Annotated in this window: 12 protein-coding genes; 9 read left to right on the top strand and 3 right to left on the bottom strand. The window is 44.3% G+C overall.

Translation table 11 applies throughout. The features are described 5' to 3' along the window. Positions 1-20: 20 nt before the first annotated feature. The gene (locus EAL2_RS14385) at positions 21-845 is read right to left on the bottom strand and encodes a DUF3298 and DUF4163 domain-containing protein (RefSeq protein WP_025437052.1); all 825 of its coding nucleotides are present in this window, start codon (positions 843-845) and stop codon (positions 21-23) included. A gap of 172 nt (positions 846-1,017) precedes the next feature. On the opposite strand from EAL2_RS14385, the gene EAL2_RS14380 reads away from it, so the two are divergent. The 8 genes from EAL2_RS14380 (at position 1,018) to arcC (ending at position 11,621) form a co-directional block, all read left to right on the top strand. Beyond that, entirely contained in the window at positions 1,018-2,628 is a 1,611-nt protein-coding gene (locus tag EAL2_RS14380) for a PucR family transcriptional regulator (protein ID WP_025437051.1), read from the top strand. Between the two features lie 230 nt (positions 2,629-2,858). Next, on the top strand, positions 2,859-4,427 hold the full coding sequence (locus EAL2_RS14375; protein ID WP_025437050.1) for a SulP family inorganic anion transporter: 1,569 nt from the start codon (positions 2,859-2,861) through the stop codon (positions 4,425-4,427). Positions 4,428-4,459: 32 nt separating this feature from the next. After that, on the top strand, positions 4,460-5,134 hold the full coding sequence (locus tag EAL2_RS14370; RefSeq protein ID WP_025437049.1) for a cysteine hydrolase family protein: 675 nt from the start codon (positions 4,460-4,462) through the stop codon (positions 5,132-5,134). Between the two features lie 31 nt (positions 5,135-5,165). After that, positions 5,166-6,740 (top strand): SulP family inorganic anion transporter, encoded by a 1,575-nt coding sequence (locus tag EAL2_RS14365; protein ID WP_025437048.1) that lies wholly within the window; start codon positions 5,166-5,168, stop codon positions 6,738-6,740. A 20-nt stretch (positions 6,741-6,760) separates the two neighbouring features. Continuing rightward, positions 6,761-7,705: a DUF2877 domain-containing protein gene (locus tag EAL2_RS14360; RefSeq protein ID WP_025437047.1), complete on the top strand. Its 945-nt coding sequence runs from the start codon at positions 6,761-6,763 to the stop codon at positions 7,703-7,705. Beyond that, a complete protein-coding gene (gene fdrA / locus EAL2_RS14355; protein WP_025437046.1) occupies positions 7,706-9,244 on the top strand; it encodes an acyl-CoA synthetase FdrA in 1,539 nt (512 codons plus the stop codon). A 14-nt stretch (positions 9,245-9,258) separates the two neighbouring features. Continuing rightward, entirely contained in the window at positions 9,259-10,686 is a 1,428-nt protein-coding gene (locus EAL2_RS14350; protein WP_025437045.1) for a YlbE family protein, read from the top strand. Beyond that, positions 10,686-11,621: a carbamate kinase gene (gene arcC / locus EAL2_RS14345; protein ID WP_025437044.1), complete on the top strand. Its 936-nt coding sequence runs from the start codon at positions 10,686-10,688 to the stop codon at positions 11,619-11,621. Before EAL2_RS14350 ends, arcC begins: the two co-directional genes overlap by 1 nt. Positions 11,622-11,776: 155 nt before the next feature. On the opposite strand, the gene EAL2_RS14340 is transcribed toward arcC, so the two are convergent. Then, positions 11,777-12,064 (bottom strand): hypothetical protein, encoded by a 288-nt coding sequence (locus EAL2_RS14340; RefSeq protein ID WP_025437043.1) that lies wholly within the window; start codon positions 12,062-12,064, stop codon positions 11,777-11,779. Positions 12,065-12,222: 158 nt separating this feature from the next. Continuing rightward, complete coding sequence (locus EAL2_RS14995; RefSeq protein WP_051489289.1) at positions 12,223-14,370, bottom strand: stalk domain-containing protein; 2,148 nt, start codon at positions 14,368-14,370, stop codon at positions 12,223-12,225. A gap of 335 nt (positions 14,371-14,705) precedes the next feature. Here EAL2_RS14995 and EAL2_RS14990 point away from each other — a divergent pair, with 335 nt between their 5' ends. Continuing rightward, positions 14,706-16,976: a diguanylate cyclase gene (locus tag EAL2_RS14990; protein ID WP_025437041.1), complete on the top strand. Its 2,271-nt coding sequence runs from the start codon at positions 14,706-14,708 to the stop codon at positions 16,974-16,976.

Genomic DNA, 16,976 nt, shown 5'->3' with positions numbered 1-16,976 from the left:
TTTTGCTTGTTATAGACGTCTTATTTGAGTTTTTGCAGATACGCAGCCTTGATTCCCGATTCTATCTCAGACAGATGGATTTCGAATTCCGGTATGCCGGCGGCGTATGGGGCGATTTCATACAGAGGGAAGTATATTACTATGGAGCCGCCCTTGATGTAGTATTGCTGGTCATTTGCGATGCCGTTAAAACCCGAATAGGGAGCGTACGCGTCATCGGGATTCTCGCCGTTTTTGATGGCCTCATCCCTGTACTGCTTGTTCATTTTTTCAATCTGGGCAGTAATGTTCTTGTCTATGGTAGCCGCATAGTTGTAGTCCTCGTTGAAGAGTTCTGAAAGAGGAATGATTTCGCCTGTGGCGAGGTCAAAGTTGTAAGTTATGTCGTCATGTGAACCGTGAGCTCCACCTGTGTATTGGTCGTATACGACGTAGAGACTCAGGATTCCGTTCCTGTTGAACTTCTCCTCGAAGGTTATTCCCGCATAGTACGGAATATAGTCATAGCCTGCAGTCTTGGCATACTCAAGTGCCTCCTTGGACTGCTGTTCGAGGTTATTAACGAATTTTATGCCTGCATCCTCAAGCATGTCATTGATGAGTTTTTGTACATTTTCATTATTGATTCCAGTTACAACAGGTATGTTTGCTTCTATCGAAATCCATGCTTCATCTTTCTTTACAACTTTAGTGTCTACTTTTACAGCAGCTACATTTTCAGTATCGGAAGATACGCTGGATTTGTCCCTTGTTGAATTGTCTTTAGAGCATGCCGCAACTCCTGCCATTAGGAGCATAATTGTCAGTATTGAAAGTATTCTGCGGATTTTAAAGCTTGCAGTCATATCTATCCCTCCGAATATATTTAATGTTTACTCATGACTATAGTATATTGTTTAATGTACTCGTTGCCAACAATAATAGTTTTACTTTAAATTTCAATCAGTGAGATCTTGTGAATTAGTGTATTATCGGTGATTATAAATTGAAACTACAGTGAAAGGGATGAAATCAAACATGGAAATAACAGTAAATGACATATTGAAGCTTGATGGTTTTAAAAACGCCAGGGTAGTTGCTGGTGAAAGCGGTATGACAAATATTGTGAATAACGCCTCACTGATGGAAGTGCCTGATATATTTCCTTATGTAGATGCAAACAGCCTTCTGATTACTACGCTCTACCCTGTATACAATAACGAAGCGGCTACTCAGGAGCTTATACCAAGACTTGCAATGCTTGGTTTGTCGGGAATATGCATAAAGCCGAGCAGATATGTTGACGAAATCCCCCAAGTTATGATGGAGCAGGCGGAAAAGTTTGGGTTTCCGATAATTGAACTGGACGAAGGTGCAAATCTTTCAAAGCTTGTATCTGAAATATTGGATCTTTCTCTTAACAAGCATATAAGCATACTTAAATTCAGAAATTATGTCCATGAGCATCTTATGGATCTTTTCCTAAGAGGAGAGGATGTTGATTCACTAGTAGATAATCTGGCCAAGCTGGTCGATTTTCCTGTAATACTGCTTGATTACGAATTGAATATTGTTTGTGCATCCAAAGACTTAGATAGCCATGATATTTCCATAAAATCAGAGGGTACAGGAAGAGAAGGATTCAAAGTAAAAGTAAATGAATCGGAGTATGCAGAAGAGTCATATATAAAGCATTCGATAAAGGCGGGACAAACAAAATTCGGATATATAGTTTTGCTTAAGGGAGAGGTCAACAATCAGAACCTTACCGTGGCAGTAGAACAGGCATCCCTGCTTATAGCTTCCGCGTTCTATAAGAATTACGCAGTTATGGAAAAGGAGAAGACATTCCAGGACTCTTTCATAAGGGACATTCTGCAGGGAAAGATGCATTCACAGATTGAAGCGGTAAACAAGGCGCGGGCATTCGGATGGAGTTTGGAATTCCCACAGGTTACAATGGTGCTCAAGGTACTGCATGAAGATGAGAAAAAGAAAAAGGATGCATACGAATATATTCTGGATTCCAGGATGATTGAAATTATACTTGAAGAAAAGGGTATAGTAACTCGAAAAAAGTTTAAAAGCGTTTATATAGATGACTCGTTAGTTCTGTTCATAAATGTCATATTCATGAACCGGGTTAAGGAAAATGTGATAGAGGTGGGAAAGCTCATAATTGAAAAGTTAAAGGGCACAGCAATAATTGGAGTTGGAATTTCAAACATAGTTGAGGGTATATCGAGCTTTCCGTTAGCGTATGAGGAGGCGCATAATAGCCTGCTTTCAGGAGCTGTGCTGAGCAAGGATTCATTCGTCAGTCATTATGACGACTACAAGGTTTTCAACATAATAAAAGAGGTAGGGAACAGGGGTGTGCTTGAAAAATTCCTAGATGATAAGCTTGGACGTCTCCTGGAATATGATAAGACGACAGATATGCGGCTTATGGATACGCTTAATGCCCTTATAAAGGAAAATTTCAATGCAAGAAAAGCAGCCGCCAGGCTGTTTATACATTACAATACATTGAGATACAGATTAGAGAGAATAAGGGAGCTTGGAATAGACTTGGAAAATGGATTCGAGATAGGAGAACTGGTATTGGCATACAACATATATCTGTGGCTGATGGCAATCGAAGAGTAATTGTATAAATGGAACAATGGAAACGTTACCAAAATCAACGCTATTATAAAATGTTGACAATAGCGTTGATTTTTTTTGTCTAATTATCATGATGACTAGCTAAAAAACAATATGGTATTATTCAGACAAGAAATCAATATTCAGATAATTCTCTAATTGCTAATAGGCCTATTGATTAGTGGAATTGGAAAACAAGATGGAATTTGAGAAGCTTACAAGGAGGTTGCTTTGTGGATGAAAGAATCAGCCCACTTCGAAAAAAATATGAATATGATTTCCGAGTGAAATTGTGGGACAGAAAGGATATAAATGGTTTTTTCGGTCTGTTTACAAATAATCTTAGCAATATACTTGTAATGGCAAGCCTTCTGACTGTATCTATAGGAATGCCCGACTGGATTGTTTACGAAAGGATATTGCCAGCAGCGGGACTTTCAATATTCCTAAGTAGCCTCTACTACACATGGATGGCATACAAGCTTTCTGTGAAGGAAGGGAGAAATGATATAACGGCTCTCCCTTCAGGCAACAGTGTTCCTCATATGTTTTTAATAGTATTTATGATAATGGGACCTGTATACTGGGATACCGGGAACCCGGAACTGGCATGGCATGCAGGACTTGCATGGTGCTTTGTTGAAGGAGCAATAGAAATTAGCGGTTCAATTATTGGTCCAAGGGTAAGAGATACAATTCCCAGGGCAGCCATGCTAGGCGCTCTGGCGGGAGTCTCGCTCACATTCATTGCTATGAATCCCGCAATGCAGGCGTTCAGAACGCCTTACATAGGACTGGTATCGCTTGCAATAATACTTCTTGGATGGTTGGGTAATAACAGGATGCCTTTTAACATACCGGTGGGACTGTTTGCGATAATAGTTGGGACTGTCATAGGCTGGCTTACAGGACATATGGATTATCAAGCTCTTGTCACATCTGTTTCGAGCGTCCAGCCTACCTATGCAAAGTTTTCATTGATTAATATTATTGACGGATTCGGATTGGCCGCTCCATATCTGGCTGCTGCGATACCGCTTGGCGTATACAATTTTTTTGAGACAATGGACAACGTGGAAAGTGCCTCAATAGCTGGCGATGACTACAGCGTCAGGGAGACGCTGATAGCAGATGGAACCACATCAATATTGGGAAGCTTTTTTGGAAGTCCTTTCCCTACTGCCGTATTCATAGGACATCCTGGTTGGAAGAAAACCGGAGCCAAGCTTGCTTATACTCTTATGACAGGCACAGCGATACTTCTTATAACCTGGCTGAATCTGACGTCGTTAATGCTCAGCCTCATACCCCTGGTCGCTATAGTTCCGATACTGTTGTATATAGGACTTGTGATAGGTGCCCAGGCATTTACGGCAGTTGACGGTAAATATGCACCAGCTGTGCTTTTAGGAATAATCCCTTGGATATCGAGCTGGTCACAGGGCAATATCGATACTGTACTTGGACTAGCCGGAAAGACAGCTGACCAGATAGGCTTTAATGCATTGGCAGTCGCTGGAGTGGAGTACAATGGGATGGCGACTCTCGGCGCAGGAGCTATATTAGTAAGCATGATTTGGGCTACGCTATGTGTATACATCATAGACGGTCAGCTTGTCAAAGCAGCCGTGACATCGATGATTGCAGCGGCACTTGCATTTGTCGGAATGATACACGCCGATGGAGTAGGAATTGGAAAGGCAAATGAAATGGTTGCAGGATATTTAATGATTGGAGTACTGTTCATAATCATTAATCAGCTGCGAATCAGGGAAAGCAGGAACAATAAAAGCGGAATATGAAACCTGAATTTTACTACAATGGAGGAGTTAAAATGACAAAATATTTAGTTGATGCAAAGCCATATGGATATGAGTTCGATTTGGAAAGAACAGCACTAGTAATAATAGACATGCAAAGAGATTTCTGTGCTCCAGGCGGATTCGGGGAGAAGCTCGGAAACGACATAACCCCTACAAGAAGCATAATCGAGCCATTAAGGAAGGTGCTCGATGCTGCAAGAGAAAAGGGCATGTTTGTAATTCACACTAGAGAAGGGCACAGACCAGACCTTTCAGACTGCCCTCCAAGCAAGCTCAACAGAGGCAAAAGACAGGGCGCAGGTATAGGAGACATGGGACCAATGGGGAGGATTCTGATAAGGGGAGAATACGGCCATGATATTGTAGATGAGCTAAAGCCCATGGAAGGTGAGCCAATAATAGACAAGCCTGGAAAAGGAGCTTTTTATCAGACAGACCTGGAGGTAATACTTCAAAATAGAGGAATAACTCATCTTATAGTAACTGGCGTAACCACTCATGTTTGCGTACAGACTACCATAAGGGAAGCGAACGATCGTGGCTTTGATTGCCTCATGCTTGAGGACTGCACCGCTGCATTCGATCCTAGAGATCAGGAAGCTTCAATAAGGATGATAAACCAACAGGGTGGAATATTCGGATGGACAGCTATGTCAAAGAACCTGCTTGAGGAGCTTGTCAAGTAAACAAAGATGCTGATTAAAGGAGGGTTTGTGAATGTCAAATAAAGTAGTGGCTATCAAAGGGACTCCCTGGTGGGTAAAGGGAGATTTAAACGGTTTCTTCGGATTGTTCAGCAATTCGCTTACAAATTTTCTTGCGGCAATAGGACTGCTGGTTTTCGCTATAAACATGCCAGGGGAGATAGTTTACGGAAGAATAGTGCCGGCTGCGGCACTGAGCATAGGAATAGGAAACATATTGTTGGCATGGCAGGCAAGAAGGCTTTCTTTGAGGACAGGTAAAAAAGATGTAACAGCCATGCCTTATGGTTTAAGTGTACCGCATTATTTTGTAGTGGCATTTGCCGTAATGCTGCCTGTATATCTTCAGACGAAAGATTGGGAGCTTGCTTGGTCTGTAGGACTGGCATGGAACGTAGTCCAAGGGATAATAATGACTATAGGAGCTTTTGTAGGTCCATACATTAGGAAGTATATACCTAGAGCTGCAATGCTCGGATCTTTAGCAGGCCTGGCCCTTACCTATATAGCAATGAACCCTATGGGGGCTATATTCAGTGCACCATATATAGGGCTTACTACGCTGGCAATAGTAATAGTTGGATGGCTTGCAAACAAGAAAATGCCTGGAAATATGCCTGCGGGGCTTGTGGCTATAATAACAGGTTCGTTGCTCGCATGGGCAACAGGTTACATGGATATAGCAGCAGTCAAGGAAGCTGCAAGCGGATTTTCGATAGCATTTCCTGGAATAGCGATAGGAAACATGGTACAGGGCTTTGCATATCTTTCGCCTTTCCTTGCCGCAGCAATACCTCTTGCCATTTATGATTTCCTCGAGAGTCTGGACAACCTCGAGAGTGCAGAGGTTGCGGGAGACCATTATCATACAACTAAAGCTATGCTGATTCCTGGGGTTTTGAGTCTGGTTGGCGCAGCGCTCGGAAGTCCATACCCAACTATAATATACATCGGACATCCTGGATGGAAAGCGACAGGAGCCAGAATAGGATACGGACTTTCGACTGGAATAGTTATGATTGTTGTTGCATTCCTGGGGCTTCTTCCTCTGGCGCTTACAGTAATACCGCTGGTGGCCCTACTGCCTATACTTGTATACATATCAATGGTAATAGGAGCCCAGGCCTTCGGATCGACTGAAAAGAGACACATTCCGGCTCTTATTATAGCTTTCATGCCTTTTATAGGCAGCTACATTGTAACTCAGATAAACAACTCACTTGCAGCAGCTGGGACAAGTGTGGCTGCAGTTGGTGCAGACATGCTTTTAAGCAACGGTGTGCCGTATACAGGATGGAAAATACTTGGCGCAGGAGATATATTAAGCAGCATGATGCTCGCGACGATAGTAATACATGCTATTGACAGGAAGTTCAAGTTATCCGCAATATACAGCCTTATAACAGCAGCGCTTGCATTCTTTGGAATAATCCACGCTTCGGAGCTTGGTTTTGGAACAGCATCCAATGTTTCGCTGGGGTATGTGATGATAGCGGTAGTTCTATTGGTAATGGCATATTACAGGCCGCATGAAAATGTTGTGATTAATGATTCAGATGAAGATGCGGCTTTGGTAATGGAATCTTAATTACCGGAGGCGGAATTCATATGGAAAAATCTTTTTATGCCATTTCTTTTGATGATGGCTTTGCGAATATGGTTGATGCATACGGCAAGGGTCAGAATGAGATTGCCGGAAGAGTTCACAGCCTGTTCAAGAGAGTGGTGAACTTTACAGATAGCAATGGGCAGATGTACTCAATACTTGATAAAAACTTGGATAACGGTCCATATGCTGCGCGCGTGGATTTTAAAGACAATGATAATCTCCATGAATGTGAAATAAAATTGAATGATGAAGTTATTATTAAAAACAATAGCCTTAATATAGGAAATGCCATTTCCATAAAATTTGATATGTGTAGAATCTGGCAGCCCCAGAAAATAAATATTAGAGTTGATGAAATAGACATAAAGCAATTCAGGGATAATATTGATCTGTACAGGAGACGTTTAATCGATTCTCAAATCAGAGGCGGGTGCAGTTACTACCACATAAAGGGTATTGCAGGAGTAGAATTATATAAAGCAGTTCTCATGGAAAGAGAGCTTGACAGGAGAATTAGCAATTTAATAGCTAGTCTAAAGAGCGGCGGCAGTGAACTTGAGAAGGATATAATTCCGCTGGTCGGTCTTGGAAATGGCCTTACTCCTTCTGGGGATGATTTCATATCGGGATTCATATCGGCCCTGGGAGTAATAAAAGATGAAAGAGCAAAGGCGGCTCTTGAAAGAATAAAGAGTGTGCTTAAAAGGAGTGTCATATCTACTACAGATATAAGCAGGACAATGATAAACGCAAGCCTGGAGGGCAAGTACCGAGAGAGCATAGCTAGCTTCATAGGCGCAATCCTGCGCAGGGACAAGCAGGAGCTGAACCTTTGCATAGACAAAGTGCTCTCCATAGGCTCAACATCAGGGGCTGACTTGTCGTCGGGAGTTATTGCAGGTCTTGAGTACGGCCTGAATATTTTGGGAAATGGAGGTCTATAGATGATATCGAAAACTATTGTAAGAAAAAATGAGTACTACGATTCGGTAACTCTCATGTCACTCTCGAGCAAGCTGCTTGGGGCGGACGGAGTGGAAGAAGCCGTAGTTTCAATGGCGACGAAGATGAACAAGGAGCTTCTATCTAACATAGGCATGTCTACAGACGAGGTGGAGGAAAGCGGCGACAACGATCTAATAATAGCAATAAAGGCGGTTTCACAGGAGCAGTATGATGGAGCGGTTGAGCTTGCAAATGAGCTTCTCTCATCAAAGGGAGGCAAAAAGAAAAAAAGGGAGGAGCAAGCTCCAAAGACACTGTCGTCTGCGATTAAGAGGATGTCTGATGCCAATATGGCAGTGATTTCAGTACCTGGAGAATATGCTGCAAGAGAAGCCAAAATGGCACTTGAAAACGGTCTGAACGTCATGATATTCAGCGACAATATGAGTATAGAGCAGGAACGTACGCTAAAGGAGTTCGCAAAGGAAAAGGGTCTTTTTGTTATGGGGCCGGACTGCGGAACTGCCGCGATAAACAATACAGGGCTTTGTTTTGCAAACAAAGTAAGAAGAGGCGGGATAGGACTTGTTGGAGCATCAGGAACCGGGCTTCAGGAGGTAATGGTTCAAATAGACAGACTCGGAGGCGGGGTATCACAGGCCATAGGGACAGGCGGCAGGGACCTTCATCAGGATATTGGCGGGATAATGATGCTGCAGGGAATAAAGGCTCTTTCACAGGACGAGTCAACGAGTGTCATTGTTCTGGTGTCGAAGCCGCCGGCGAAGGCTGTCGAGCTGGAAATAATGGAAGTGGTCAAAGGCCTAGAAAAGCCGGTAGTCGTATGTTTCATAGAAGGGGAAGCATCAGAGGCTGAAAAAGCAGGGGCTGTGTTTGCAAACAGCCTTGAAGACGCAGCTGCAAAGGCAGTTGAACTTTCAGGCATAGGCGTTGATGTATATAATGATTCTGCAAGGCTGGAGAAGGCTGCGTCAGACGAGAAAGCAAAGCTCAAAGCGGAGCAAAAGTTCCTCAGAGGCCTTTTCTGCGGAGGAACAATGTGTGCCGAGGCGCTGCATGTGCTAAGAGGAAAGCTTGGCAATATAAAAAGTAATGTAGCTAAAAAAGAAGAAGAGAAGCTCAGCGACATAAGATGCCTTGAGGGCAATGTGCTTCTTGACCTTGGCGATGATGAGTTCACTGTCGGCAAGCCCCATCCGATGATTGATCCGGCTTTAAGGCTCGAGAAAATTGCAGAGCAGGCTAATGACGGCAGCATAGGGGTCATACTCCTTGACTTCGAGCTAGGATACGGTTCGCATGAGGACCCAGTGGGAATAACTATTCCGGCAATTAAGAATGCAAAAGAAGCGGCGGTCCGTGAGGGAAGGCACTTGGCTTTTGTAGGATATATATGCGGAACTAAAGAGGACATTCAGGATTATGAAAAGCAAATGAGCATGCTTGAGGCCGAAGGTGTAATTATTGCTGGAAGCAATGTGCAGGCCGCGGAAATAGCTGCGAAAATACTCGCTTAATCAGGAGGTAAAGGATGAACACATATAGCAGTCTTTTTACAAATGAACTTAAGGTTATAAATATTGGAACATCGAATTTCAAAAAGGATCTGGAGCTCCAGGGAGTTGAGGTAATACAGGTGGATTGGAGGCCGCCTGCAGGCGGTAAGCCTGAGCTTATAGAGGCGATGGACAAATTATCAGGCAATGATGCTGTTGCTAGGGCAAATAAGGAGGCTGTCGAGAGAATAAAGCAATCGCATCCGCTGCTTGTAGGTATAGACAAGGCCATAAATGCAATTTCAGGTATGACTGAAAACACAATATTGCATTCGGGACCTCCGATAGAATGGGAAAGAATGTCAGGGCCTATGCAAGGAGCAGTCATAGGCGCCCTCATTTATGAAGGAAAGGCATCGGGAGAGGATGATGCAAGAAGGCTGGCAGGTTCAGGTCAGATCAGATTTGCGCCATGTCATGAATACGGCGCAGTAGGTCCTATGGCCGGTATAGTTTCACCGTCAATGCCGGTACACGTTATTTACAACAAGACACACGGCAACTATGCGTACTGCACTGTAAACGAAGGTCTTGGCAAGGTTTTAAGATATGGAGCGTTCAATGATGATGTAATAAAAAGACTAAAGTGGATTGAAGAAGAATTTATGCCTGCGCTTCAAAATGCTCTTAAAATGACTAGCGGAATTGATCTTAAGTCAATAATAGCTCAGTCTGTGCATATGGGCGACGAGTGCCACAACAGGAACAAGGCAGCTACAAGCCTTTTCTTCAGGGAAATAGCGCCTTTGTTCATTGAAGCTGGAGTGGATCTGGAGGTCACAAAGCGCGTTTTGCGCTTTATAAGGGAAAACGAGCATTATTTCCTTAACCTTTCAATGCCTTCCTGCAAGGCCTCGCTTGATGCAGGGCACGGTATAGAGAGATCTACTATAGTTACAACTATGGCCAGAAACGGCGTCGATTTCGGCATAAGAGTCAGTGGTTTAGGAGAAAATGAATGGTTAACTGCTCCGGCCAACATGGTAAAGGGACTTATGTTCCCAGGCTTCAGGGAAGATGATGCGAGTCCGGATATAGGAGACAGCGCCATTACTGAAACTATGGGGATAGGAGGCTTCGCGATGGGAGGCGCTCCGGCGATAGTCCAGTTTGTGGGAGGCAGCGTGGAAGACGCCATAAACTACAGCCTTCAGATGTATGAAATAACGGAAAATGAAAATTCAACCTACTCAATACCTACTCTTGATTTCAGGGGAACGGCCATAGGCATAGATGTGATAAAGGTTGTCCAAACGGGAATACTTCCTATAATCAACACTGGTATGGCCCACAAGGTTGCGGGAATTGGCCAGGTGGGAGCGGGGCTTGTGCATCCGCCTCAGGAATGTTTTGAAAAGGCACTTTTAAGAATTTCAGAGGAAATAGATAAGGGGGTGTCGTAGTGAGCAGGATAGTTATAGCCCTTGGAGGAAATGCGCTTGGAAACAGCGCACAGGAACAGCTGATGCTTTTAAGGCAGGCAGCAAAGCCGATAGCAGATCTTATCGAGCAGGGCCATGAGCTTGTATTGGCTCATGGAAACGGTCCGCAGGTCGGCATGATCAATCTTGCTTTTGAAAGCAGCATCGCGGCGGAATCGGATAGTTGCCATATGCCGTTCCCTGAATGCGGCGCCATGAGTCAGGGCTACATCGGATTCCACCTTCAGAATGCAATAAGGGAGGAGCTTGTTGAAAGAAGAATAAAAAAACCTGTGGCCACGGTTGTAACTCAGGTGCTTGTAGATAGGGACGATCCTGCATTCAAGAACCCTACAAAACCAATAGGTGCATTCTATACTGAAATTGACGCCAGGGAGATGGAAATAAAAAAAGGGTACAAGATGGAGGAAGATTCGGGAAGAGGCTGGAGGCGGGTTGTGCCTTCGCCGATGCCTGTGGACGTAATAGAAAAAGATACAATAAGGACGCTTCTTGATTCCGGAAACATAGTAATAACGGTGGGTGGCGGCGGAATCCCGGTGGTATCAGAAGGGAACGTGTTAAAGGGAGTCCCGGCTGTAATAGACAAGGATTATGCGAGCGAGAAGGTTGCAGAGATTATAGATGCAGACTACCTGTTCATATTGACGGCTGTGGACAGGGTTGCCGTAAACTTTGGCAAGCCAAACCAGGAAAACTTGGAGCAGATGTCAACATCAATGGCGTACAAGTATATAGCTGAAAATCAGTTTGCGCCAGGGAGCATGCTTCCAAAGGTCGAGGCGGCAATAAGATTCGCTGAATCAAAAAAAGGAAGAAAGGCTGTAATAGCTTCATTGGAAAAGGCTAAGGAAGCACTTGTGGGTAAAAGCGGAACTATAATTTACAGCGAATAAAGCCTTGGCAAACAAAAAAAGCAAAAGGGAAAATCCGCCTACACTGGATTTACCCTTTTGCTTTTTATATATCTTTTTTGTCAAAAATCCTTATATCACCGGCAAAAGAGCCACAGAGAAGCTATTGGTCGGGTTTGTATATTGCAGTATGCATATTACTTTTTAGTGAAGAAGCATACCTCTGAAAAGCCGAGCTCTTTTAGAGTCTGCTCTATGAGCTTTATTGCTTCATGGCCGTGCATAGCGAATATGCCGTCCCAGTCGAACTTGTCCGTATTTTTGATCACAAGGTCTATGGCGTGCTCATTTGCAGCTACAACCCGGTCGCTCATTATCTCGCCGTCCTCTGCTATTTCATAGCCAAAGCGCATGGTCTGGCCCTTGTATTCAATCTCGATGTAGTCACCATGAATATCTTCCATTTTTGTTATATTTACGCCCATACAACCAACCTCCCTCGATTATTTAAAACATAAATACGTTGCGATTATGAATTCACATATGTGAATATTATTGCTTATTAGATTCTAGGGTATAGTTACCCAATATATTTAGAAGGTATTCTGCAAAAATTATTATTTCCAAGAAACGGGAAGAATGGCTATATGCCGGTCTCATCGAGCTTTTGCAGATTGTAGCGCTTTATGATGTCCATAAGCTTCAGAGGATACTTTGAATCCGTAGCGTAGCCGGCTCTTTTCAAGGCCCATGCGCCTTGGATGCTGTCGTGCATAACTGTGCGGAACTGTTCATATCTTGCGCCGCCTAGCAAGAAGCTTTTATGGTCATTCCAGCCCTCGCTTGCATTTTTGTAAGCCCTGAACTCCGCATCTATTCTGTAGGTCGTGCCGTTGTACTCCTCCCACGTATTGGATGTAACGGAGCCCGCAGGGCCTGTGCCCTTTATCCCGAAGAGATTGTAAGAGAGCTGACCTGTATACTTGTCGACGGGAACGCTCTGTCCCCAGCCTGTCTCGAGTATAGCCTGGGCTGTCTGAAGAGCCGCCGACATTCCGGTCATTTGCTGAGAGTTTTGTCCCATTTGGGACGCCATGCCGAGGAATTTGTCCTTTTCAATTATAGGCACCGGCGTATAGATTTTGCCTGTATACACGGTGAGCGGAACCATTTCACTCGTGATTGCCTTGCCTGAATCGTATGTGCCTGTGGCCTCCATATTCCACGAGCCGCCATCTACGGAGGCTGGCGTATATGAGTATTCGGCCAGGGCGTCAATTCCGCCTGCTATGACCATGCGTGTGCCTGTAGTTGGATTTACCAGGGCAAAGCTTATGCTGTCAAGCGCGACATTGCTCTGGACTTTCAGTTTCACCTGGCCTGTTATGACTTGATTAGGTCCAACGCCGCTCAATAGAAGTTTTGGCGTCCCCGGAACACTGACATTTATAGGCATGCTTTCATATGAAGCCCCCCTTGTATCTGTCACACGCACCATAAGCTCCCAGCCGCCCTTAAGCTCCGGTCCCGGGAACCACTTGAAGCTTTCGTAGCCTGTAGATTTCAGGATTTGCTCCGCTCCGGTATTCATATCCCGCAGGATGTAGTCTGTCCGGCTGACATCGAAGTTCCTGTCCGCCCAGAGCGTGACGGGCTTGTCTACAGCGTCGCCCGGCTTTACGCCTCTTAGCTCAAGCCTGCGCTCCACTTGTGCCCTGGCCTTTACGGCAGAGTCAGGATAGATGCTTGCGCTTGTTGCAACAGAAGGGCTGGAGTAGGCATTTCCGCTGTGGTCGTAAGCCGTCACCTTGAATGAAACATCGCCGTTGTCCTCCAGCATAGGCGTCCACTTGTACTGGCCGTAGGGGTCCGACTCTTCTGTGGCAAATATTTTGCTTCCGTTTCGGCTTGTTATCTCGTAGGTGACATATGCAGCCGAAAAATTGGTCTTTGCGCCGAGCGAAACGCTATCGCTTATGGTCTGGCCCTCCTCGATTCCCGTAAGGGAGACGGACGGAACGACGGCAAGCTGCACCGGAACGGCATCGCCTGATAAGAAGTGTCCGTTAGCGTCGTAAACGGCGGTCACCATGACTCGCTTACCTTTATCGCTTAGGTTGGGCAGATATTTGTATTCTCCGCCAATCTGATTACCTTGAGCAATGACTATGCCTCTTGCCGTAGCGGGGTCAATGAGGAGATATTTTATCGTGGCGCCTGAGGGGATTTCGCTTTGAAATTCGGATTTCAGCACGGCTGATCCTGTAATCGTCTCATTTGGAAATAGCGACGATATTTTCATATCAAAGAAAGGTTCAATAGCGGACGTCACAGAGGAATCCACAAAGACAGTCCTGCTGGCATTGTCCCATTTTATGCCAACGCCGAGGGCGTTGCTTACAAGGCGAAGGGGAACGAATGTCCTATCGCCTACGATCTTTGGAGACACATCAGTTAGGTTGTAGGATTCGGTTCCGCCGCCGCCGTACGCCACGAGGCGGCTGTCGATTCTGAGAAGCACCGAGCGGCTGCCTTTTGTGATGCTGACAGTCCTATCTTGTCCGTTCCACATTACCTGCGCTCCAAGCTGTTCAGACACAAGTCTCACCGGCACAAGTGTCCTGCCGCTTTCTATGAAAGGAGAAGGCGAGCCTGAAATTTCCATGCCGTCAATTACAAGTCTTATGTCGCTGGCGGCAAAGGACTCTTTGGCGGGCAGCATGGCAAATCCGAGCACAAGCGCTAGGGCCAATAGAAAGTTTTGCCAGCTTCTTTTGATTATTTTATTCATAAAAACGACCTCCTGTATGGTAATGTTTGAAGTTTAATTCAGTATCGGTATCCGCATAGTATATTTATATCCAAATGTAGGCCTTGAAAATCCGATTATCATATTTGCAGCAGACATTGCCTTGTATATTATGATGAGTTGAAAATATTTTTTGCTTTTTAGGTCAGACTGTCATGGCAGCATGACTTTAGTCCATATTTTCTAATGCAAATTATATGAAAATTATGCAAAATTCACAAATGCAGTGTAGACATTAAAAAGTAGACGGCTTAAAATAAGAAGAAGGAAGTGGGGGAGGTGTTAACATTAAAAAGGCCTATAAGATTATTGCACTGTTGCTTAGCGTAGTCGTTGTAAGCATATCTTATTACAGCAAATATAATTCGCTTATAGACGAATTTGAAAACACGGCGATGTCCAAGGAATTCCTCCTCAGGGAGCACATAAGAATGAGCAGCAATTTCATTAAAAGCATGATGATACACGGCAATACCTTTTTCGAACATGGCTCGAGTTCAGATTCCGAGTTTTATGGACTTTTGAAATATGATCCGAAGAGCGACAGCTTCAGCATGGATGCTGCAGAAGGAACTCCTCAAGAAAAAGCTGTTGGAAACATTACAGGTTTGGGGGAAATTCCCGAGAGCGGCAAGGTCAGGGATGAGCTGAACCTGGCCCTTCAGTACAATAAGTTTTTCGGCAGCCACTATGAAAAATTCCCTGAAGTTGCATGGCTTTACTACACCAGCGAGAATAATTTCGTTAACATGTATCCCTGGATTTCGTCAAAGGATTTCACGTTTTTAGAAAAATTAAAAACAGTTGAATTCTATAAAATCGCGAATCCGCTCCATAATCCGTTTCGCAGAATTGTATGGTCACCCGCCTATATAGACGAGGCAGGAAAAGGGACCATGATTACATTGTCAGCGCCAATATACGACAAGGATAATTTCAAGGGAGTTGTTTCCCTTGACTTGACTACAGCCTGGCTGGCTAAAATAATAGCTTCAGACTATGAAGGCTATTTGATTGAAGATACTAACTCTATTCTGTCAGTCAGCCATAGCAGAATTTCCAATGTCTCTGATAGTGAATTGGACGCGTTGATGAAAATCCCGGCAAAGGACTTTGAAAAACTTAAGAAATTGAAATTAAATGAAGTGCAAATATTGGACGGCTATTACATATATTTAGCGAGTTTTAGTGAAGCGCCCTGGAAGCTGTTCTATATTGTTCCTATGTGGCTTGTCGCAGGAAAAGCTGCCGCTTCAGCCTTGCCGATTCTGCTGATAAGTGTATTTTTGATTATATCAATGAATCAAATTGAAAAGCGTAAAAAAAGCGAAGAGCTGCTCAAAAGAGAAAAGGAGCTCCTTGAAACTACGTTTTTTTCGATTGCAGAGGGCATTATTGTTGCCGACAAGGCCGGGAGAATAACGCTGATGAACGCAGTTGCAGAAAAATACACAGGCTGGACGAAAGAGGAAGCCTTAGGCAGGGACTTTCATGAGGTGTACAACAATATAAATATCGAGACTAGAGAACGAAGGTATAATCCTGTAGCCCATGTGCTGGAAACGGGCAAAAACATTCGATCAGACAGGTATATAAGCTTGATTTCCAGAGATGGCTCTGAAAGCTACATATTGGGCAGCGCAGCTGGAATAATCTCTGATGCTGGAGAACTGTCAGGCGTTGTAGTGTCCTTTAGGGATATAACGAAGGAATACGAGCAGGAAAGAGAGATAGCCGAATTCCTTAATATAAATCTGGACATGCTTTGTGTTGTCGACACAGACGGAAAATTCCACAAGGTGAACAAGAGATTTGAAGAAATTTTAGGTTACAATACGGAGGAACTTGAAGGTAGAAGCATTTTGTCTCTGGTACATAAGGATGATACAATGTTCATGTTGAATGTTTACAGGGAGCTGCTTGAAAATAAGACGGTTTCCGCATTTACTGCAAGATGCAGATGCAAAGACGGTTCGGAAAGATATATCGAGTGGCATGCTCAAATAGGTAGCGGGAAATATATTTATTCTTCAGCCAGGGATGTGACTGAGAAGCGCGTGCTAGAGGAACGCTTGCGCATGAGCGCGACAAAGGACGAGTTGACGAGTCTTTACAACAGACACTTCTTTGAATCAATCATAGCTCAGCAGACTGGCATGGCTGATATTACTGGCGAGGCGATTTCTATAGCGCTAATAGATTTGGATCAATTCAAGCAGGTAAATGACACATGGGGACACCCAGCGGGAGACGAGCTGTTGAAATCAACGGCACAAACCATAGAGAGAACCTTGCGCAAATCAGACATCTTGGCCAGGTTCGGAGGAGAAGAGTTTATTGTACTCATGCCTAAAACTTCTATAGAGGGAGCTGTGGCAGCATCCGAAAAAATTCGTTCCGCCATAGAAATTCATATGCACCCGACAATGGGAAAACAAACAGCCAGCATAGGTGTGGCAGAACGTGCCGAATCGGAAGCATTCAGCAGTTGGTATGCTCGTGTGGACGAAGCGCTTTACCGTGCAAAGCACGGTGGCAGGAATTGTGTTGTAGTGGCTCGGGAACCAGACCGGGAATACCATTCATAG

This window comes from Peptoclostridium acidaminophilum DSM 3953, from assembly GCF_000597865.1.
Taxonomy (GTDB): Bacteria; Bacillota; Clostridia; order Peptostreptococcales; family Peptostreptococcaceae; genus Peptoclostridium_A; species Peptoclostridium_A acidaminophilum.
Note: the sequence above shows the minus strand (reverse complement) of the source record. Positions and strands in the feature narration are given on the sequence as shown.